Annotated in this window: 17 protein-coding genes; 13 read left to right on the forward strand and 4 right to left on the reverse strand. The window is 71.2% G+C overall.

Translation table 11 applies throughout. The features are described from left to right. The first annotated feature begins 184 nt into the window (after positions 1-184). The 8 genes from ACFO60_RS11560 (at position 185) to ACFO60_RS11595 (ending at position 10,097) form a co-directional block, all read left to right on the forward strand. Entirely contained in the window at positions 185-1,366 is a 1,182-nt protein-coding gene (locus tag ACFO60_RS11560) for a glutamate--cysteine ligase (protein ID WP_380840010.1), read from the forward strand. Continuing rightward, positions 1,353-2,594, forward strand: coding sequence for a M20 family metallopeptidase (locus tag ACFO60_RS11565; protein WP_380840012.1), 1,242 nt, complete (start codon positions 1,353-1,355; stop codon positions 2,592-2,594). Before ACFO60_RS11560 ends, ACFO60_RS11565 begins: the two co-directional genes overlap by 14 nt. Before the next feature lie 224 nt (positions 2,595-2,818). Next, positions 2,819-3,886 carry a BMP family lipoprotein gene (locus ACFO60_RS11570; protein WP_380840013.1) on the forward strand — a complete coding sequence of 356 codons (1,068 nt, stop codon included), beginning with the start codon at positions 2,819-2,821 and terminating at the stop codon, positions 3,884-3,886. A 229-nt stretch (positions 3,887-4,115) separates the two neighbouring features. After that, entirely contained in the window at positions 4,116-5,852 is a 1,737-nt protein-coding gene (locus ACFO60_RS11575) for an ABC transporter ATP-binding protein (protein WP_380840297.1), read from the forward strand. Beyond that, a complete protein-coding gene (locus tag ACFO60_RS11580) occupies positions 5,849-6,985 on the forward strand; it encodes an ABC transporter permease (RefSeq protein WP_380840015.1) in 1,137 nt (378 codons plus the stop codon). The genes ACFO60_RS11575 and ACFO60_RS11580 overlap by 4 nt, the downstream gene beginning before the upstream one ends. Then, on the forward strand, positions 6,982-8,253 hold the full coding sequence (locus tag ACFO60_RS11585; protein ID WP_380840018.1) for an ABC transporter permease: 1,272 nt from the start codon (positions 6,982-6,984) through the stop codon (positions 8,251-8,253). Before ACFO60_RS11580 ends, ACFO60_RS11585 begins: the two co-directional genes overlap by 4 nt. 49 nt (positions 8,254-8,302) lie before the next feature. Then, positions 8,303-8,722, forward strand: coding sequence for a cytidine deaminase (locus tag ACFO60_RS11590; RefSeq protein WP_380840020.1), 420 nt, complete (start codon positions 8,303-8,305; stop codon positions 8,720-8,722). Between the two features lie 97 nt (positions 8,723-8,819). Next, entirely contained in the window at positions 8,820-10,097 is a 1,278-nt protein-coding gene (locus ACFO60_RS11595) for a thymidine phosphorylase (protein WP_380840022.1), read from the forward strand. A gap of 203 nt (positions 10,098-10,300) precedes the next feature. Here ACFO60_RS11595 and ACFO60_RS11600 read toward each other — a convergent pair whose 3' ends face one another. Next, positions 10,301-10,708, reverse strand: a complete 408-nt coding sequence (locus ACFO60_RS11600) for a MarR family winged helix-turn-helix transcriptional regulator (protein WP_380840024.1) — start codon at positions 10,706-10,708, stop codon at positions 10,301-10,303. 86 nt (positions 10,709-10,794) lie between these two features. Here ACFO60_RS11600 and ACFO60_RS11605 point away from each other — a divergent pair, with 86 nt between their 5' ends. The 5 genes from ACFO60_RS11605 (at position 10,795) to ACFO60_RS11625 (ending at position 15,421) form a co-directional block, all read left to right on the forward strand. Then, the gene (locus ACFO60_RS11605; protein ID WP_380840026.1) at positions 10,795-12,246 is read left to right on the forward strand and encodes an MFS transporter; all 1,452 of its coding nucleotides are present in this window, start codon (positions 10,795-10,797) and stop codon (positions 12,244-12,246) included. Positions 12,247-12,461: 215 nt separating this feature from the next. Continuing rightward, the gene (locus ACFO60_RS11610; protein WP_380840027.1) at positions 12,462-13,160 is read left to right on the forward strand and encodes an AMIN-like domain-containing (lipo)protein; all 699 of its coding nucleotides are present in this window, start codon (positions 12,462-12,464) and stop codon (positions 13,158-13,160) included. Positions 13,161-13,264: 104 nt separating this feature from the next. After that, a complete protein-coding gene (locus ACFO60_RS11615; RefSeq protein ID WP_380840029.1) occupies positions 13,265-13,618 on the forward strand; it encodes a cupin domain-containing protein in 354 nt (117 codons plus the stop codon). A gap of 37 nt (positions 13,619-13,655) precedes the next feature. After that, complete coding sequence (locus ACFO60_RS11620) at positions 13,656-14,735, forward strand: adenosine deaminase (RefSeq protein WP_380840031.1); 1,080 nt, start codon at positions 13,656-13,658, stop codon at positions 14,733-14,735. A gap of 65 nt (positions 14,736-14,800) precedes the next feature. After that, positions 14,801-15,421, forward strand: coding sequence for a PH domain-containing protein (locus ACFO60_RS11625; protein WP_380840032.1), 621 nt, complete (start codon positions 14,801-14,803; stop codon positions 15,419-15,421). Between the two features lie 435 nt (positions 15,422-15,856). Here the strand turns inward: ACFO60_RS11625 and ACFO60_RS11630 are convergent, their stop codons facing one another. From ACFO60_RS11630 to ACFO60_RS11640, 3 genes are all read right to left on the reverse strand, one after another. Beyond that, positions 15,857-17,494 carry a phospho-sugar mutase gene (locus ACFO60_RS11630; RefSeq protein WP_380840033.1) on the reverse strand — a complete coding sequence of 546 codons (1,638 nt, stop codon included), beginning with the start codon at positions 17,492-17,494 and terminating at the stop codon, positions 15,857-15,859. A 96-nt stretch (positions 17,495-17,590) separates the two neighbouring features. Beyond that, positions 17,591-18,394: a purine-nucleoside phosphorylase gene (locus ACFO60_RS11635; protein WP_380840034.1), complete on the reverse strand. Its 804-nt coding sequence runs from the start codon at positions 18,392-18,394 to the stop codon at positions 17,591-17,593. Positions 18,395-18,526: 132 nt separating this feature from the next. Next, entirely contained in the window at positions 18,527-19,399 is an 873-nt protein-coding gene (locus tag ACFO60_RS11640) for a dihydrodipicolinate synthase family protein (protein ID WP_380840035.1), read from the reverse strand. Positions 19,400-19,466 lie beyond the last annotated feature (67 nt).

The following is a 19,466-nucleotide window of genomic DNA, read 5'->3' on the forward strand; positions in this document are numbered from 1 at the left end:
TTCGTGGGCAGAGACGGTTAACGACCGTTTTGCGGTTGACCATGCATGAGTGGGTGCCTTCTCCGGTTTGGCGACCAAGTGCGGAAAGCCGTAAGTCCGGGCGTACTGGGGTGACCGTAGGGTTGGCCGGATCCGTCGCGTGGCGGAAACTCGGCCATGGGACCTTTGCTCATGGAGGCGCGCTGTGCCAATCGAGTTCAATCCTTCGCGCGGCCCGACACTGGGCGTCGAATGGGAACTCCAGCTTGTCGACAAGCACACTCGCCGCCTCCGCCAGGACGCGCGCCAGGTGCTCGACGCGGTCCCCGAGCTGAGTGAGACCCCTCGTCCGAAGGTCATGCACGAGCTGATGCAGTCCCAGCTCGAAGTGATCACCGATGTCTGCCACACGGTGTCGGAGGCCGTGCGCGACCTGCGGACCACCATCGACCGCCTCCGCCAGGTGGTCGACGCGCGAGGGATGGCGCTGGCCTGCACGGGCACGCACGCCATCAGCGACTGGCGCGACGCGGTCTACGCGCCCGTCCAGAGGTACACCGAGCTGGTCGAAGAGATGCAGTGGCTGGCATGGCGGATCCAAACATTTGGCGTACATGTCCACGTGGGGGTGCGGGAAAGGGATAAAGTCATCCCCATCGTCAACGCACTTGCGGCCTACCTGCCGCATTTCCTCGCGCTGACGGCCTCCAGCCCTTACTGGGGCGGCCAAGACACCGGGCTGGCCTCCAGCAGGGCCATCGTCTTCGGGTCCCTGCCGACAGCGGGACCACCGCAGATGCTGGCGAACTGGGCCGAATTCGAAGAGTACATGGACACCCTCAAGCGCGCGGGGACCATCAAGAGCATCAAAGAGGTGTGGTGGGACATCCGGCCGCATCCCGACTTCGGCACGATTGAGATTCGAATGTTCGACGGTATACCGACCCTCCGGGAGGTCGGGATGGTGGCGGCGTTGTCGCAGTGCCTCATACAGCAGTTCGACCAGCAGCTCGACCGCGGGTACCGCCTTCCGCACCCCGCGCCATGGGTCGTGCGCGACAACAAGTGGCGGGCCACCCGCTATGGGCTGGACGCCTTCGTCATCACCGACGACCACGGCTCGACCGCGCCGATGCGCGACATGCTTTACGAGCTGACGCGCGAGCTGGCGCCGGTCGCCGAGCGGCTCGGCTGCCCGGAGGAGCTCGCCACCATCACCGATGTGGTGGAGCAGGGCAATTCCTGCGAGCGTCAGCGTGCGATCCTGACCGGAGGCGGCACCCTCGACGACATCGTCGACGCGACGATCGTCGAGCTCGCGGAGGACCGCTTCGTCACCACCAACCTGCGAACGTCGAACGGGGCGATGGGCCATGCCGGCAAGTGATCTAAGGGGCGAGCTCGACGCGTTCCTGGGCGCTCACAACGACTCTCTGATCGGGTTCCGGCGTGATCTGCACGCCCACCCCGAGCTGGGGTTCGTCGAGCACAGGACGACCGAGCGCATTGCCGAGCGGCTCGCCGCCGCCGGGCTCGTCCCGACTCCGCTGGCCCGGGGAACCGGCCTGATCTGCGACATCGGCAGCGGGGACGGCACCACCGTCGCGCTGCGCGCCGACATCGACGCCCTGCCGCTCCCCGACGAGAAGGACGTCCCCTACCGCTCGACCGTCCCGGGCGTGTGCCACGCGTGCGGCCACGACGTGCACACCGCGATCGTCCTCGGCACGGGGCTGTTCCTGGCCGAGCAGGCGGCGGCCGGGCTGCTGCCCGGACGGGTGCGCCTGATCTTCCAGCCCGCCGAGGAGGTCATGCCCGGCGGCGCGCTCAAGGTGCTGGAGGCCGGCGGCATCAGCGGCGTCGACCGCATCTTCGGCCTGCACTGCGACCCCCGCGTGGAGGTCGGCAAGCTCGGCCTGCGCGTCGGCCCGATCACCGGCGCCTGCGACAAGGTCAGCGTCCGCGTCGCCGGCCCCGGCGGCCACACCGCCCGCCCCCACCTGACCGCCGATCTCGTATTCGCCCTCGCCAAGATCGTCACCGAGCTGCCGGCCGCCCTCAGCCGGCGCGTCGACCCGCGCTCGTCGTTGTCGCTGGTCTGGGGCAGGGTCCAGGCGGGCTCGGTCGCCAACGCCATCCCCGACGACGGCGTGGCCGAGGGCACGATCCGCTGCCTGGACGAGCAGGCCTGGCACGAGGCCCCCGACCTGTTCAAGTCGCTGCTGGACTCCGTCGCCATCGCCTACGGGGTGGAGGCCGAGATGAACTACCTGCGCGGCGTCCCGCCGACCATCAACGAGGCCAAGAGCGTGCACATGCTGCGCGAGGCGGCCCACCAGGTGCTCGGCCTTGAGTCCACCGTCCCGACGCCGCAGTCGCTCGGCGGCGAGGACTTCGGGTGGTACCTGGAGTCGGTCCCCGGGGCCTACGCCCGGCTCGGGGTGCGCGCGCCGGGGGAGACCCGGCAGATGGACATCCACCAGGGCACCTTCGACGTGGACGAGCGCTGCATCGGCGTCGGCGTGCGCGTCATGGCGGCCACGGCCCTCACCTCGCTCTGGGACGGCTGCACCGCCTCCGCCGAGCGATCCGACGCTCAGCCCGTGACCGCCTGACGGTCCGAGGCCCGACGGCGATGTCCGAAAGGGGGCTCGCCGTCCCCCTATCTCGCGGTTTCGCAGGTCACAGGGTGGCGTGAGCTGCATAACGGACCTATTTCGGAGCCGGGCGGCGGTTTGGCCAACACCGGTCAAACAACTATCTTCCGTGCAGGGTTGCCGTGCGGTCTGCTTCGCGCGTGCACACAAGTTGGACGGCGAAGAACACGGAAGGAGTCATCTTGCTCCGCAATCACGCAAGCAAGTTGGCCGCCACGACCGCGGTGAGCGCCATGCTCATGGCCGTCGCGGCATGCGGGGGCAGCAGCGGCACGGACACGGCGACGCCCGGCGCGTCGAGCGCGTCCTCCGCCGCGGCGCCGAGTGGCGCCAAGGTCGGCCTGGCCTACGACATCGGCGGGCGTGGTGACCAGTCGTTCAACGACGCCGCCGCCGCCGGCCTGGAGAAGGCCACGTCGGAGCTCAAGCTGGGCGAGGTCAAGGAGCTCGAGGCCGGGTCCGGCGAGACCGGCGCCCAGAAGGAGCAGCGGCTCCGCCTGCTCGCCCAGAGCGGCTACAACCCGGTCATCGCGGTCGGCTTCGCCTACTCCGAGGCGATCAAGAAGGTCGCGGGCGAGTTCCCCGACACCAAGTTCGCCATCGTCGACGACGCCGCCCAGGGCCCGAACATCTCCAACCTGGTCTTCGCCGAGAACGAGGGCTCGTTCCTGGTGGGCGCCGCCGCGGCGCTGAAGACCAAGAAGGAGCACATCGGTTTCGTCGGCGGCGTGCAGGTCCCGCTGATCAAGAAGTTCGAGGTCGGCTTCACCAAGGGCGCGCAGGCCGTGAAGCCGGACATCAAGATCGACGTCAAGTACCTCACCCAGCCGCCGGACTTCGGCGGGTTCAACGACCCGGCCAAGGGCAAGACCGCGGCGCAGGGCATGTACGACGCCGGGGCCGACGTCGTCTACCAGGCGGCGGGCGGCTCGGGCGGCGGCGTCTTCGAGGCGGCCAAGGAGTCCAAGGCCCTCGCCATCGGCGTCGACTCCGACCAGGCCCTCACGGCCGACGAGAGCGTCCGCGGCGTGATCATGACCTCCATGCTCAAGAAGGTCGACGTCGCGGTGTTCGACTTCCTCAAGAGCTTCGTGGACGGCACGGTCAAGGCCGGCCCGACGACCTACGACCTCAAGGCCGGCGGCGTCGACTACTCGACGACCGGTGGTCAGGTCGACGACATCAAGCTCAAGCTGGACGAGTACAAGAAGAAGATCATCGACGGCGAGATCAAGGTTCCGGCCGAGTGATCCGCTGAAGCGCGAGGGGTCCGGCGGCCAGAGCACCGGGCCCCTTGGGCTACTGTCGGTTCACCGTTCTGCCCAGGCCCGCGGTTCCGTCCGGGGGCCTGCCAGCGTGTCGGCCAGGCTCCCCGCCGCCCCGGCGCGCGCCGCGAGTACGAGAACCCCGTCAGACCCCGCCGACAAGGCGCGCCGCCGTGCCCCCGGGCACGCCGGTCGCGCCACCGAGGCCGTCCGCATGGAGGAGGCCGCCATCAGCACCTCGACTTCTTCGGCTACCGCCACCGAACCCGCCGTCGAGCTGGAGGGAATCACCAAGAGGTTCCCCGGCGTCGTCGCCAACCGTGACATCCGCCTGAGCGTGCTCCGTGGGCACGTGCACGCCATCGTCGGTGAGAACGGCGCGGGCAAGTCCACGCTCATGAAGATCCTATACGGCATGCAGCGGCCGGACGAAGGCGTGATCCGCGTCAACGGGTCGCCCATCTCGTTCCGCAACCCGGCGGACGCCATCGGGGCCGGCATCGGCATGGTCCACCAGCACTTCATGCTCGCGGACAACCTCACCGTCCTTGAGAACATCGTGCTCGGCAGCGAGCCGCGCAAGGGCGGCATCGCCATCGACTTCTCCGCCGCCCGCCGGAAGATCAAGAAGATCTCCGACGCCTACGGCCTCGGCGTGTCGCCCGACGTCCTGGTCGAGGACCTGGGTGTGGGCGCGCGGCAGCGGGTCGAGATCCTCAAGGTCCTCTACCGCGGCGCGCGCATCCTCATCCTGGACGAGCCGACCGCCGTGCTGGTGCCCCAGGAGGTCGACGAGCTGTTCGACAACCTGCGCGGGCTGGTCCGCGAGGGCCTGACCATCATCTTCATCTCCCACAAGCTGGACGAGGTGCTCCGGGTGGCCGACGCCATCACGGTCATCCGGCGCGGCACCACCGTGGCGAGCGTCGACCCCAAGGACGTCACCGCCAGGCAACTCGCCGAGCTGATGGTGGGCAGCGAACTGCCGAGCCCCGAGACGCGCGAGTCGACGGTCACCGACGAGGTGGCGCTGTCCGTGCGCGGCCTGACGGTGCGCAGCGCCGACGGGCGGACGGTCGTCGAGGACGTCTCCTTCGACATCCACAAGGGCGAGGTGCTCGGCATCGCGGGCGTCGAGGGCAACGGGCAGGCCGAACTGGTCGAGGCCATCATGGGCATGCGCCCCGCCGAGGGGACGATCGCCCTCGGCGGCGCCGACATCTCCGGCTGGCCGACCCTGCGCAGGCGCGAGGGCGGCATCGGGTACGTCCCCGAGGACCGCCACCGGCACGGCCTGCTGCTGGGCTCCCCGCTCTGGGAGAACCGCATCCTCGGCCACCAGACCCGCAGGCCCAACGTCAAGGGGCCGTGGATCGACCGGGCCGGCGCCCGCGCCGACACCGAGCGCATCGTCAAGGCGTACGACGTGCGCACGCCCGGCATCGACGTGGACGCGCTGGCCCTGTCCGGCGGCAACCAGCAGAAGCTGATCGTCGGCCGCGAGATGAGCGGCGACCCGGTCGTCCTGATCGCCTCCCACCCCACGCGGGGCGTGGACGTGGGCGCGCAGGCGGCCATCTGGGACCACCTGCGCGCCGCGCGCGCCAGGGGCCTGGCCGTCCTGCTGATCTCGGCCGACCTGGACGAGCTGATCGGCCTGTCGGACTCTTTGAAGGTCATCCTGCGCGGCCGCATGGTGGCCGACGTGGACCCCGGCGGCGTGACGCCGGAGCGGCTCGGCTCGGCGATGACCGGCGCCGCGGCCGGCGCCGAGAGCCCGGTGGCGGCCGGGGCCGTCGCCGGCGCTGTCGCGGAGAGCCCGGCGGCGGCGGGTACGCAGGGTCCGGTGACGGCCGGCGCCGTGGACGGGCCGCCCGCGACGGGCGGCCCCACCGACGCGCCCCTTGAGCGACCCGGCTCGGCAGCGGCCGAGGCGGGGGAGGAAGCATGAGTTCGTCCTTCACCGACAGGCTTCTCGGCAGGGTCAGGCTCGGCGGCGTCCTCGCCCTGGCCGCCCCCGTCCTGGCCATCGTCTTCGCCGGCGTCATCACCTCGATCATCCTGCTGCTGAACGGCAACCAGCCGCTCCCGACGTTCGGGCTGCTGCTGGACTTCAGCGCCAACCCGCAGGTGCAGGTGACCATCCTCAACGGGGCCACCACCTACTACATCTCCGCGCTCGCCGTCGCGATCGGGTTCCGGATGAACCTGTTCAACATCGGCGTGGACGGCCAGTACCGCCTGGCCGCGCTGATCGCCGCGGCGGTCGGCGGCGCGCTGACCCTGCCGGGGCCGCTGCAGATCGGCGTGATCATGCTGGTCGCGGTGCTGGTCGGCGGACTGTGGGCCTCGATCGCCGCCGTGCTGAAGACCGCGCGCGGCGTCAGCGAGGTCATCTCCACGATCATGCTGAACGCCATCGCCACCGGCCTCGGCGCCTGGCTGCTCACCCCCGAGCGGCTGGCCGTCCTGAGCGGCAACAACATCGGCACCAAGCCCATCGGCCCGTCCGGGCACTTCCCCGGCATCGCGCTCATCGCCGGAACCCAGGCCAAGGTGTTCGGGATGATCATCGTGGCGGCCGTGCTCGGCGTGGCCTACCACGTCCTGCTGAACCGCACCCGCTTCGGCTTCGACCTGCGGGCCACCGGCGGATCGGAGACGGCGGCCGTCGCCAGCGGCATCAACGTCAAGAAGATGGTGCTGTACACGATGATCCTGTCCGGCGCGGTCGCCGGGCTGGTCGGCATCCCGCAGCTGCTCGGCGCGTCGTACTCCTACAGCCTGGACTTCCCCGCGGGGCTGGGCTTCACCGGCATCGCGATCGCCCTGATGGGACGCAACAACCCGGTCGGCATCGCCGTGGGCGCCCTGCTGTGGAGTTTCCTGGACAACTCCAACGACATCCTCGACTTCAACGGCATCCCCAAGGAGATCGTGACGATCATGCAGGGCACCATCGTGCTCTCGGTCATCATCGCCTACGAGCTGGTCCACCGATACCGCGCGGCGGCCGAGCAACGCCGGGTCAGCCGGCAGCTCTCCACCGGAACCCCCGCGCAGGCCCAAGGAGCGGCCGCATGACGGTCACCGACGTGTCGGCGAAGGCGCCGTCCGCGCCCCCGGCCGCCCGCCGGTTCAAACTGAACTGGCAGATCGCCCTGCTGGGCGTCCTGGCCCTGCTGATCATGATGTCGCTCGCCCGGGTCGTCACCGGCGCCAACGACATCACCTCGGGCGGCACCATCGGCGCCGCCATCGGCCTGGCCGTGCCCATCGGCCTGGCCGCGCTCGGCGGACTGTGGTCCGAGCGGTCCGGCGTGGTCAACATCGGCCTCGAAGGCATGATGATCCTCGGCACCTGGTGCGGAGCGTGGGGCGCGATCACCTTCGGCACACCCTGGGCCGGAGTCGTCGCGGGGGCCGTCGGCGGGGCGCTGGGCGGCCTGCTGCACGCCATCGCGACCGTCACCTTCGGCGTCGACCACATCATCTCCGGCGTCGCGATCACCCTGCTCGGCCAGGGCGTCACCCAGTACCTGTCCAAGCTGGTGTTCGTCGGCATGAAGGGCGGCGGCGAGACGCAGTCTCCGCGCATCCCGCCCATCGAGGCCATCAGCGTTCCCGGCATCGGCGCGCCGTTGCGCGACCTGGCGAACACGCACGTGTTCCTACTGTCGGACCTGGCCGGCGTGCTCTACGGCGTGACGCAGAACGTGTCGCTGTTCACCATCCTCGCCATCCTGCTCGTGCCGCTCAGCTTCTACCTGCTCTGGCGCACGGCCTTCGGGCTGCGCCTGCGCTCGTGCGGCGAGAGCCCGGTGGCGGCCGAGTCGCTCGGCGTGAACGTGTACCTGTACAAGTACCTCGCCGTCGTGGTCTCCGGCGCGCTGGCCGGGCTCGGCGGCGCGTTCCTGTCGATCGTGGCCGCCGGCATCTACCGCGAGGGCCAGACCGGCGGTCGCGGCTTCATCGGCCTGGCCGCCATGATCTTCGGCAACTGGCGGCCCGGTGGCCTGGCGGGCGGCGCGCTGCTGTTCGGGTACACCGACGCCCTCCAACTGCGCCAGGGCGGCACCTCCGTCCACGCGCTGCTGCTCGTGGTCGCGCTGCTGCTCGCCGCCTTCGCCGTCTACCAGCTGGTCCGGCAGCACCGCAACCGCGCGGCGCTGATCAGCGGCGTCTTCGCCGTCCTGGTCTTCGCGGTGTTCGCCGTCACCACCACCGTGCCCGAGCAGTTCACCTCCTTCACACCGCACCTCACGACGCTGCTGGTGCTGTCGCTGGCCTCCCAGCGGCTGCGCATGCCGGCGGCCGACGGCCTGCCGTACCGCAAGGGCCAGGCCACGTGAGGCCGCCGCGGCCCGATCGACGCCATCAGCACCACGGGGGAACCACCAAGTGAGCGACACCGAGACCACCACCGCCCACGTCGACTGGGACGCGCTGCGCGAGGCCGCCACCGAGGCGATGGCCAACGCGTACGCGCCCTACTCCAAGTTCCCCGTGGGCGCCGCCGCGCTCGTGGACGACGGCCGCGTCGTCACCGGGTGCAACGTCGAGAACGCCTCCTACGGGCTCGGGCTGTGCGCCGAGTGCGGCCTTGTGTCGGCGCTGCACTCCTCGGGCGGCGGCCGGCTGGTGGCCTTCACCTGCGTGGACGGCCACGGCGAGCTGCTGATGCCGTGCGGGCGCTGCCGCCAGCTGCTGTTCGAGCACGGCGGCCCCGAGCTGCTGGTGGAGACCCCCGACGGGCCGTGGCGGATGGCGGAGGTGCTGCCGCACGCCTTCGGCCCCGACGACCTGTCCCGCGGCGCCTGACCTCCGCCCGCCACCACCGTCGCCGCGCGCGGCGCCCGGCCTCCGCGGCCGGGTCGCCGCCGGCGGATCCATCACCATTCCGGGGAGCCTGACCTTCATGGACGCGATCGACGTCATCGTCACCAAGCGGGAGCGCCGCGAGCTGTCCGCCGATCAGATCGCCTGGGTGGTCGACGCCTACACGCGCGGCGAGGTCGCCGACGAGCAGATGTCGGCCCTCGCCATGGCGATCCTGCTCAACGGGATGGACCGGCGGGAGATCGGCCGGTGGACCGAGGCGATGATCCGGTCGGGATCCCGCATGGACTGGTCCGGGCTCGACCGGCCCACCACGGACAAGCACTCGACCGGCGGCGTGGGCGACAAGATCACGCTGCCGTTGGCGCCGCTGGTGGCCGCCTGTGGGGCGTACGTCCCGCAGTTGTCCGGGCGCGGGCTGGGTCACACCGGCGGCACCCTGGACAAGCTGGAGTCCATCCCCGGCTGGCGGGCGTCGCTGTCCAACGACGAGATGCTCGCCGTCCTGCGGCAGGCCGGCGCGGTCGTGTGCGCCGCCGGCGACGGGCTCGCGCCCGCCGACAAGAAGCTGTACGCGCTGCGCGACGTCACCGGCACCGTCGAGTCGATCCCGCTGATCGCGTCGTCCATCATGTCCAAGAAGATCGCCGAGGGCACCGGCGCGCTCGTCCTCGACGTCAAGGTCGGGTCGGGCGCGTTCATGAAGAGCGTCGAGACGGCCCGCGAGCTGGCCCGCACGATGGTCGACCTCGGCACCGACCACGGGGTCACCACGGTGGCGCTGCTGACCGCGATGGACCGCCCGCTCGGCCGCGCCGTCGGCAACGCGCTGGAGGTCCAGGAGTCGGTGGAGGTCCTCGCCGGGGGTGGCCCGGCCGACGTGGTCGAACTGACCGTGCTCCTGGCCCGCGAGATGCTGGCCGCGGCCGGGGTGACCGGCAAGGACCCGGCGGACGCGCTCACGGACGGGTCGGCCATGGACGCCTGGCGGCGCATGATCGGCGCGCAGGGAGGCGACCCGGACGCCGCCCTGCCCACGGCCGCCGAGACCCTGGAGGTGACGGCGCCGTCCTCCGGCGTCCTCGCCACCCTCGACGCCTACGGGGTCGGGCTCGCGGCCTGGCGTCTCGGCGCGGGAAGGGCTCGCAAGGAGGACGCGGTGTCCTTCGGCGCGGGGATCACCCTGCACGCCAAGCCGGGCGACGCCGTCCGCGAGGGGCAGTCGCTGATGACGCTGCACGCCGACGACCCCGCGCGCTTCGCCCGCGCCCTGGAGGCCCTGGAGGGCGCCTACACCGTCACCGGCGCCCTCGCCGAACCGCTCCTGCCGCTGGTCATCGACCGCATCACCGCCTGACCGGCCTGGCCGGGGCGGCGGCCGGGTGCTGATCCGGCCGGGTCCCGTGGTGGCCCGTCCGGGTCACCGCTCGACCGCCTGGGCGCCGCCTGAGCGGCGTGATCGCCTTGGTGCCGTCCGAGCGGCGTGATCGCCTTTTGCGCCGCCTGAGCGGCGTGATCGCCTTTTGCGCCGTCCGAGCGGCCCCCTCGGCTTCCCCGCGGTCAGCGGGGGAGGTCGTGAGGGATCGGTTGCCGGGTGAGCGACTGGTTGAGGACGGCGCGGTGGGTGGGCACCGCCTGGCGGTGGCGTTCGACGCCCGCCTCGGTGATCTGCACGAACACGCCGCGCCGGTCGTCCTGGCACATGTTCCGGCAGACCAGGCCCGCCTTCTCCAGCCGCGAGATCAGGCGCGACAGAGCGCTCTGACTGAGGTGCACGGCGTCGGCGAGCTCCTGGACGCGGTACTTGCCGTGGTCGGACTCGGCCATGCGGTCGAGGACCTCGAAGTCGCTGACGCCCAGCCCATGCTTGTCGCCGAGTTCTCGCTCGAGCGCGCACCACGTCGTGGCATGGCAGGCCAGCAGCCCACGCCATGAGCTCACGACATCGCCGTCGACGTCGTCGTCCATGGCCTGACCATAGCATGCGAGGTCATTAAATGCACGCGAATTTATTGCTTGTGCATTGAATGCATGTGCATGTACTGTCGGGTCCCATGTCCCTCACCTCACATGACCAGCGTTGGGATGCGCGCCTCTGGGGAGCGCTGACCGTGCTCAGCGCCGTCATCTTCCTCGATGCCCTCGATGTCTCGATGGTGGGAGTGGCCCTGCCTTCCATCCAGGCCGACCTCGGCCTGTCCACCTCGACCCTCCAGTGGGTCGTCAGCGGGTACGTCCTCGGCTACGGCGGACTGCTCCTGCTCGGCGGGCGCACCGCCGACCTGCTCGGCCGCCGCAGGGTCTTCCTCACGGCCCTCGCCGTCTTCGCCGTCGCCTCGCTGCTCGGCGGCCTGGTGGACAACGGCTCCCTGCTCATCGTCGCCCGGTTCATCAAGGGCATCAGCGCCGCGTTCACCGCGCCTGCCGCGCTGTCGATCATCACCACCACCTTCGCCGAGGGCCCGGCGCGCAACAGGGCGCTGAGCATCTTCACCGCCTGCGGCGCGAGCGGCTTCTCTCTCGGCCTGGTCCTGTCCGGGTTCCTGACCGAGCTCGGCTGGCGCTGGACGTTCCTGATGCCGGTGCCGGTCGCGATCATCGCGCTCGCGGCGGGCTTCAAGCTCCTGCCGCGCCACTCGGGCGAGGAGCGCGGCCACGGAGGCCACGATCTCGTCGGGGCCGCCACCATCACCTTCTCGATGCTGCTGTTCGTCTTCGCCGTCGTCCAGGCGCCGGAGGCCGGCTGGAGCTCGGCGCGGACGCTCGGCACCCTCGCCGTGGCCGCCGCGCTGCTCGCGGTGTTCATCGTCACCGAGCTGCGGGTGAGGCACCCGCTGGTCCGGCTGTCCATCCTGCGCTCCGGGCCGCTCGTGCGGGCCAACCTCGGCCTGGTGATCCTGTTCGGCTCCTACGTCAGCTTCCAGTTCGTCGCCATGCAGTACTTCCAGAACCTCCTGGGCTGGTCCGCCCTGCACACCGCGCTGGCCTTCCTGCCCGCGGGCCTGCTGGTCGCGCTCACCTCCACCAAGATGGGCGACTTCGCCGACCGGTTCGGCACCGCCCGCCTGATCGCCATCGGGTCGGTGGCCCTGGTCGGCGGATACGGCCTCTTCCTCGGCGCCGGGGAGCACCCGAGCCTGGTCACGATGATCATCCCGGGGATGCTGCTGCTGGGTGTCGCGTTCGCGCTCATGTTCCCCTCGCTGAACATCCAGGCCACCGCGGGCGTGCCCGACGACGAGCAGGGCCTGGCCTCCGGCCTGCTGAACACCTCCGGCCAGGTCGGCGGGGCCCTCGTGCTCGCCATCGTGACCGCCGTGGTGACCGCCAACGGGGGCGCGGTCACCATGCCGGCGATCCGGTCCTCGTTCGTGGTCTGCGCCGTCATCGCCCTCGTCGGGCTGGGCATCGCCCTGACCGGCCTGTTCGCCCGCCGCGCGACCTCCCCGGCCGCGGAGCCGGCGACTCGCGAGGGCGACGAGCTGCCCGTCCTCGAAAACGCCTGACCCGCGACGGCCGGCCTTCCGCCGACCGCCTCCAGCCCTCGGCGCGTGCGCGCGCCGAGGGCTTCCTCATGTGCCGGCGCCTCCCTCGGCCGCGTCCCGCCGGTGTGCTCACGGGGACACATCGGACACATTTTCGGCTTAACGAGTTTCCCGGCGGACCTGTGAGGCATTGTCGGGTCAAATAGAGATAGGAACGAGTGGAGGGGGCCGAGGCCATGAAGAGAGTCGCAGCCGCCCTCGTCCCTCTGGCCCTGCTCGCGGCCGCCTGCGGCACGGCGCCCGGCTCGGGCGCCTCCGTGAGCGGCACCCCCGCGGCGTCCTCCGCGTCGCCGGCCGTTTCCGGCCCCACGGCCGCCTCTCCGGAGCCCGACACGTCCTCCGGGGCGCCCTCGCCCGCCGGAACGCCGTCCGGCCAGGGCAGCGCGGCGCCGTCCTCGCCGTGGGTCACCCGGACGCCGACCGCCGGCCCGAGCGACCCGCCCCTGCCCACGAGCACCAGGCGGGTCGCGGTGGCCCGCGACCCCGAACGCCCGCCCCTGGTCAAGGGGGTGCGGTTCGCAGGGCATGCCGGTTTCGACCGGGTGGTCATCGACCTCCAGGGCGCGAAGACGGGCTACAGCGTCGACTGGGTGCGCAAATTGTACGAAGACGGCTCGGGCAAGCTCGTCGACCTCAAGGGCGGGGCGTTCCTGCAGGTGACGCTCAAGCCCGCGAACGCCCACACCGAGGACGGCAAGCCGACCTACCCCAGGAGGCCCGTCCTGCGGCCCGGCCTGCCCAACCTCGTCGGCATCGCGCGCACCGGCGACTTCGAGGGCGTCGTCACCGTGGCCTTGGCGCTCCGCGAGCGGGCCGGGTTCCGCGTCACGGAGCAGTCGGAACCCACCCGCCTGGTCATCGACATCGCCCACTGAACCCGCCGACCGGCCCATTCCCTGCGGCTGCCGGGGTGTCCGGGAGCGGCCGATTTGGGAGAACCGGGACATACTTCTCATGAGCGGCTCCTAGACTGGCCGATGTGGTACGCAAAATCGCGGGCGCGACCCGCATCCCCGTCCCGGGCGGCAAGGTCATCGACGAGTACGTCGGGCGGGTCAACACCGGCGACGACCAGGTGTCCATCGCCCACATGGCGGCTCCCGCGGGCTGGGAGGAACCGGCCCAGACCCCCGAGTTCACCGAGTACACCCTCGTGCTGCGCGGCACCGTCGTCGTCGAGCACGAAGAGGGCACGACCGAGGTGCGCGCCGGCGAGGCGATCACGACCCTCCCCGGCGAGAAGATCCGCTACACCGTGGGCCCGGAGGGCGCCGAGTACGTCGCCGTCTGCCTGCCCGCCTTCTCACCGGAAACCGTGAACCGTGACGAATGAGCCAGGGCTCCGGCGCACGACTGCCTAGGATGTTGCGATGACTCAGCAGCCCACACGAGACGGCATCCGCAAGGCCCCCAAGGTCCTCCTCCACGACCACCTCGACGGTGGCCTGCGGCCGCAGACGATCATCGACCTGGCCCGCGAGACCGGCTACGACAGGCTGCCGAGCGGGGACGCCGACAACCTGCGCACCTGGTTCCGCGAGGCGTCCGACTCCGGGTCGCTGGAACGTTACCTGGAGACCTTCGACCACACCGTCGGCGTCATGCAGACGCGCGAGTCCCTGGCGCGGGTCGCCGCCGAGTGCGCGGAGGACCTCGCGGACGACGGCGTCGTCTACGCCGAGGTCCGGTTCGCGCCGGAGCAGCACACCTCCAACGGGCTCACCCTCGACGAGGTGGTCGAGGCGGTCCTCGAAGGCTTCCGGCGCGGCTCCGAAGGACGTGGCATCCGCGTCGGCACGCTGCTCACCGCGATGCGCCACCAGGCGAGGTCCATGGAGATCGCCGAGCTGGCCGTGCGCTACCGCGACGTCGGCGTGGCCGGCTTCGACATCGCCGGCGCCGAGGCGGGGTACCCTCCCACCCGCCATCTGGACGCCTTCGAGTACCTCCAGCGGGAGAACGCCCACTTCACCATCCACGCCGGCGAGGCGTTCGGGCTCCCGTCCATCTGGCAGGCCATCCAGTGGTGCGGCGCCGACCGGCTCGGCCACGGCGTGCGCATCATCGACGACATCCAGGTCGCCGAGGACGGCACCGCCAAGCTCGGCCGTCTCGCCGCCTACGTGCGCGACAAGCGCATCCCGCTGGAGATGGCCCCGACGTCGAACCTGCAGACGGGTGCGGCCTCCTCGCTCGCCGAGCACCCGATCGGCCTGCTGCGCCGCCTGTACTTCCGGGTCACCGTCAACACCGACAACAGGTTGATGAGTGACACCAGTGTGTCCCAGGAATTCGCCAACCTCGTCGAAACCTTCGACTACGGGTGGGACGATCTGCAGTGGTTCACGGTCAACGCCATGAAGTCGGCGTTCATCCCGTTCGACGAACGGCTGGCGCTGATCAACGGTGTCATCAAGCCGGGCTTCGCGCAGCTCAAGTGGCAGGCGTGAGCAGTGCGCGGGAGGCGTTAGCGTGGTGACCGCCTGCTGAACGGAGAGGTAGCGGTGAGCGAGCGGTGAAGCCACAGATCTTCCGGTCCAAGATCGCCTGGGTGCTCGGCTGGGTGTGGATTGTTTTCGCCGCGCTCAACACGGCCGATCTGGTCGCCCACGGCACGATCCCGACCGCGCTGGTCGCGGGCGCGGTGCTCGCGGTGCTCACGGCCGCCGTCTTCGTCGGCTGCCTGCGCCCCGCGATCCTCGCCAGGGAGGACGGCATCCTCGTGCGCAACCCGCTGCGCAACCACTTCGTACCGTGGAAGGCCGTGGACGGCATCCACGTCTCGCACGCGATCATCATCGAGTCGGGCGACGACAGCGTGCGCTGCTGGACGCCCCAGGCGTCGGCACGCGAACGGGCCAAGGCCGTACGGCGCGGCTCCGCCGGCGTGCCCGCCAAGGCCGGGCGCTACCCTGCCACCCAGCCCCAGGTCTCCAAGGCCGAGCAGTCGGCCGCCGAGGCCATGGCCGGCCGCACGCACGCCGACTGGGTCGCTCAGCAGCTCACCGAGCTGGCAGAGAAGAAGGCCCGCGCCACCGGCGAGAAGCAGCCCGCCACCGCCACCTGGTCCCCCTCGGCCCTCGGCGTCCTGGCCGCCGCCCTCATCCTCGTGATAGCCGCCCTCATCGTCTCCTGACTCATCGGCAAGCCCTGCCCCAGTTAGCCGCGGACGGAGCGGTAGTCCTCCTGCCCCTGCTCGTCTCCTGATTCGTCGGCAAGCCCTGTCCCGAGTTCGGCGCGGATGGGGCGGTAGTCCTTCTGCCCCTGCTCGTCTCCTGTCTCGTCGGCAGCTCTGTCCCGAGTTCGGCGCGGATGGGGCGGTAGTCCTTCTGCCCCTGCTCGTCTCCTGCCTCGTCGGCAGCTCTGTCCCCCCTCGCGCGCCCAGCGGACCGCGTCGCCTCTCCACGGCCATCACCCTTCCCTCCCGCCAGTCGCCTGCCTTGTCAGGCGCCGAGGCGGCGGGTCGTGGTACGGCGGTTCCGGCGCCTCGGTGCGGCGGAGCACCGGTCACCCCACCCCGGAAGGGTGCCGACAGCTCGTACGCGCTGACTCAGCCGCTTGATTCGCCTGTTCAGAGGCCGAGGGCGGTGGTGAGGTCGGCTTTGAGGGACTCCAGGTCATCGGCGGCCTTCGTCCTGGCGGCAGGGACCGCGCCCGGCTCGGTGACCGGGACGACGACCTCCAGGTAGCACTTCAGCTTCGGCTCGGTGCCCGAGGGGCGGACCACCACGCGGGCGTCGCCGTCGAGGCGATAGCGCAGCCCTTCCGTGGGCGGCAGGCCGTCCACGCCCGCGCTCAGGTCGTCCACCGAGCGCACGGCCCGGCCGCCGAGCGCCTGCGGCGGGTGGGAACGCAGCCGTTCCATCGCCGCGGTGATCAGAGAAAGGTCGGCGACCCGGAAAGACGCCTGCGCCGTGGCGTGCAGGCCATAACGCTCCGCCTGCTCGTCCAGCAGGTCCAGCAGCGTCCGGCCCTCGCGCTTGGCGGCCGCCGCCATCCCGGCGACGGTGAGGGCCGCGCCGATGCCGTCCTTGTCGCGCACGGGCAGGCCGAGGTCGGAGCCGACGCTGTGGCCGAGCGCCTCCTCGTACCCGTAGACCAGCCCGTCCCCGGCCTTCACGATCCACTTGAAGCCGGTCAGCGTCTCGGCGTGCCGCACCCCGTGCGCCTTGGCGATCTTGCCGAGCAGGGATGAGGACACGATCGACTCGGCCACCAGGCGGCCGGGCGCCGAGGTGTGCTCGATGACGTACTCGCCCAGCAGGCCGCCGACCTCGTCGCCGGTCAGCATGCGGAAGCCGCCGTCCCGCGTGGGCACGCCCACGGCGCAGCGGTCGGCGTCCGGGTCGTTGGCGATCACCAGGTCGGCGCCGACCTTCTCGGCGAGCCGCAACGACAGGTCCATCGCACCCGGCTCCTCCGGGTTGGGGAAGGCCACCGTCGGGAAGTCGGGGTCCGGCGTGAACTGGGCGTCCACCACGGCGGGCGGTGCGAACCCGGCGGCGGCGAGGGCCCGCAGCAGGATCTCTCCGCCCACGCCGTGCATCGGCGTGTAGACGATGCGCAGGTCGCGGTCGTCCCCGGTCGGCAGCGCGGTCACGGCCGCCAGGTACGGCTCGACGATGGCCGCGTCGCTCAGCGTCTCCCACTCGTCGCCGAGCGGCAGCCGGTCCACCGGCCCGGTCGCGTCGATCGCCGCCGAGATCTCCGCGTCCAGCGGCGGGACGATCTGGGCGCCGTCCCCCCAGTAGACCTTGTAGCCGTTGTCCCGGGGCGGGTTGTGCGAGGCCGTGACCATGACGCCCGCGTCGGCGCCGAGATGCCGTACGGCGAAGGCCAGCACGGGCGTCGGCCAGTGGTGCGCCATCAGCGAGACGCGCAGGCCCGCTCCGTTCAGCACCGCCGCCGAGTCGCGGGCGAAGACGTCCGAGTTGTGCCGGGCGTCGTACCCGATCACCACGTGCTTGCCGGGCCCGAGCCGCCTGGCCAGCCCGGCCGCCGCCCGCATGACGGTCACGCGGTTCATGCGGTTGGGCCCCGCGCCGAGCTCGCCGCGCAGCCCGGCCGTGCCGAACTCCAGCTTGGCCCCGAACCTGTCCATGAGCGCCGCGGCGTCGCCGGCGTCGAGGATCCTTCCCAGCTCGTCCCGGGTCTCAGGATCGGGATCCTGCGCCAGCCACTCTTCCGCCCGCCGCACGAGATCAGACATCACAGCCCTTTGTTTCGCATTCTGCTCAGATACCTCTAACGCGGAGCTGTACCCGACCCCCCGCGACGACACCGCCACCGGGCCGGCCTCGGCGTGCTAAAGCTTGTTGACGACCTTGGCCAGCAGGACGCCCATGCGGGCCGCCGTGGCCCTGCCGACCTCAAGGACCTCCTCGTGGTTCAGCGGCTCGCCGGCCAGCCCCGCGCCGGGGTTGGTCACCAGCGAGATGCCGAGCACCTCGGCCCCGGCTTCGCGCGCGGCGATGGCCTCAAGGACGGTGGACATGCCGACCAGGTCGCCGCCCAGCGTGCGCAGCATGCGAATCTCGGCCGGCGTCTCGTACGTCGGCCCCCGGAAGGCGACGTAGACGCCCTCGGCGAGCGACGGGTCGGCCTCGCGGGCCAGCGCGCGCAGCCGCTTGGAGTAGACCTCGGTCAGGTCGATGAAGGTCGCGCCGGTGATGGGGTTGGCGCCGGTCAGGTTGATGTGGTCGCTGATCAGCACCGGGTCGCCGACGTCCTGCGTCTCGGGCCGCAGCCCGCCGGCCGCGTTGGTCAGCACCACCGTGCTCGCCCCGGCCGCGACGGCCGTCCGCACCCCGTGCACCACGGGCTCCACGCCCCGGCCCTCGTACAAGTGGGTGCGGCCGAGGAAGATGAGGGCCTTCCGGCCCGACTCGGTCTCCACCGCCCGGATCTTCCCTGAGTGCCCGGCCACGGCCGGCGCGGCGAACCCCGGCAGGTCGGTCACCGCGTGTTCGGCGATCGTCGTCCCGATGGCGTCGGCGGCCGGAACCCACCCGGACCCCATGACCAGCGCGACATCGAAGGACTCCACGCCGGTGAGGGCCTTCAGCGTCCCTGCGGCCTCCGCGGCCAGTGAATAAGCGTCGTTGCTCACGCTCACCGAGGCTACAACCGGATGGCTCCCTTCAGTACACGGCCCAGGGGTGCATCTCACCACTTCACCGGCGAACCTCCCGCCGGCGGACATGCCGGTGACTCGGGTTGATGCTCAGCGGTCCTGCGGGTGTCAGGCGGCCTTCGACTCGGTCTGAGACTCCAGCGCCGCCGCCACCGTGTCCGGGGAGGCGGCGAGCAGCGGCAGCCGCACGGCAGGGGTGGGGATGTCGCCCCGCGCGTGCAGCACGGCCTTGATCACCGTGGGGTTCGGCTCCGCGAACAGCCGGAGCGAGAGCAGGGCCAGACGGTGCCCGAGTGCGCGCGCCTCCGGCACGTCACCGGCCCGCCACGCCGCGATGAGCCGCGCGAAGTCGGCGGTGGCGACCAGCGCCGAGGCTGTGATGCCGCCGTGCGCGCCGAGCGCCAGCAGCGGCGAGATGTACGCGTCGTCGCCGCCGAGGATCGCGAAGCCGGAAGGCGGATCGGCCAGCAGCTCGATGGCGTCGTCGTTGATCGCGCCGGGCGAGAACTTCAGCCCGGCGATGCCGGGGATCGCGGCGAGCCTCCGCAGCGCCCCGGCCGGCAGGTACTGGCCCGTGCGGTGCGGAATGTCGTAGGCGATGAGAGGGACCGGGCTCAGCTCGGCGAGGTGGGCGAAGTGCGCGAGAACGCCCTCCTCGCCGGGGCGGACGAACGGGGGCACGACCGTCAGCGCGGCGACGACCTCCGGGTGGTCGCCCAGCCGCCGCAGTGCCTCGGCCGTGGCGGCGCCCACCACGAGCGGCGCGGAGCGCTCCTGGCAGACCCGGGCCACCACCTCGACCACGGTCTGCTTCTCCGCGTCCGTGAGCGCGCCGGGTTCCCCCGTGGTGCCGAGCGCGACCAGGCCCGTGGCACCGTCCGCGAGCAGCCGCCGCGCGAGCGACTCGAGCGCGCCGAAGGCCACCTCGCCGGAGGCCTCGAACGGAGTGATCAATGGAACATAGAGACCGCTGAGCATCATGGAGATCATCGTCGCTTGAGCGAAGACGAAGCACCAGTTTGGATTCCTGGAGGCATACGTAAGCTGA

The organism is Sphaerisporangium dianthi (genome assembly GCF_042654065.1).
Lineage (GTDB): Bacteria > Actinomycetota > Actinomycetes > Streptosporangiales > Streptosporangiaceae > Sphaerisporangium > Sphaerisporangium dianthi.

What these genes read in the sequence shown, in the direction of transcription:
- ACFO60_RS11565 (WP_380840012.1), top strand. Translation starts at nt 1,353, where the DNA reads ATGCCGGCAAGTGATCTAAGGGGCGAGCTCGACGCGTTCCTGGGCGCT.
- ACFO60_RS11600 (WP_380840024.1), bottom strand. Translation starts at nt 10,708, where the DNA reads ATGGACGACGACGTCGACGGCGATGTCGTGAGCTCATGGCGTGGGCTG.
- ACFO60_RS11605 (WP_380840026.1), top strand. Translation starts at nt 10,795, where the DNA reads ATGTCCCTCACCTCACATGACCAGCGTTGGGATGCGCGCCTCTGGGGA.
- ACFO60_RS11610 (WP_380840027.1), top strand. Translation starts at nt 12,462, where the DNA reads ATGAAGAGAGTCGCAGCCGCCCTCGTCCCTCTGGCCCTGCTCGCGGCC.
- ACFO60_RS11630 (WP_380840033.1), bottom strand. Translation starts at nt 17,494, where the DNA reads ATGTCTGATCTCGTGCGGCGGGCGGAAGAGTGGCTGGCGCAGGATCCC.
- ACFO60_RS11585 (WP_380840018.1), top strand. Translation starts at nt 6,982, where the DNA reads ATGACGGTCACCGACGTGTCGGCGAAGGCGCCGTCCGCGCCCCCGGCC.
- ACFO60_RS11620 (WP_380840031.1), top strand. Translation starts at nt 13,656, where the DNA reads ATGACTCAGCAGCCCACACGAGACGGCATCCGCAAGGCCCCCAAGGTC.
- ACFO60_RS11580 (WP_380840015.1), top strand. Translation starts at nt 5,849, where the DNA reads ATGAGTTCGTCCTTCACCGACAGGCTTCTCGGCAGGGTCAGGCTCGGC.
- ACFO60_RS11575 (WP_380840297.1), top strand. Translation starts at nt 4,116, where the DNA reads ATGGAGGAGGCCGCCATCAGCACCTCGACTTCTTCGGCTACCGCCACC.
- ACFO60_RS11640 (WP_380840035.1), bottom strand. Translation starts at nt 19,399, where the DNA reads ATGATGCTCAGCGGTCTCTATGTTCCATTGATCACTCCGTTCGAGGCC.
- ACFO60_RS11595 (WP_380840022.1), top strand. Translation starts at nt 8,820, where the DNA reads ATGGACGCGATCGACGTCATCGTCACCAAGCGGGAGCGCCGCGAGCTG.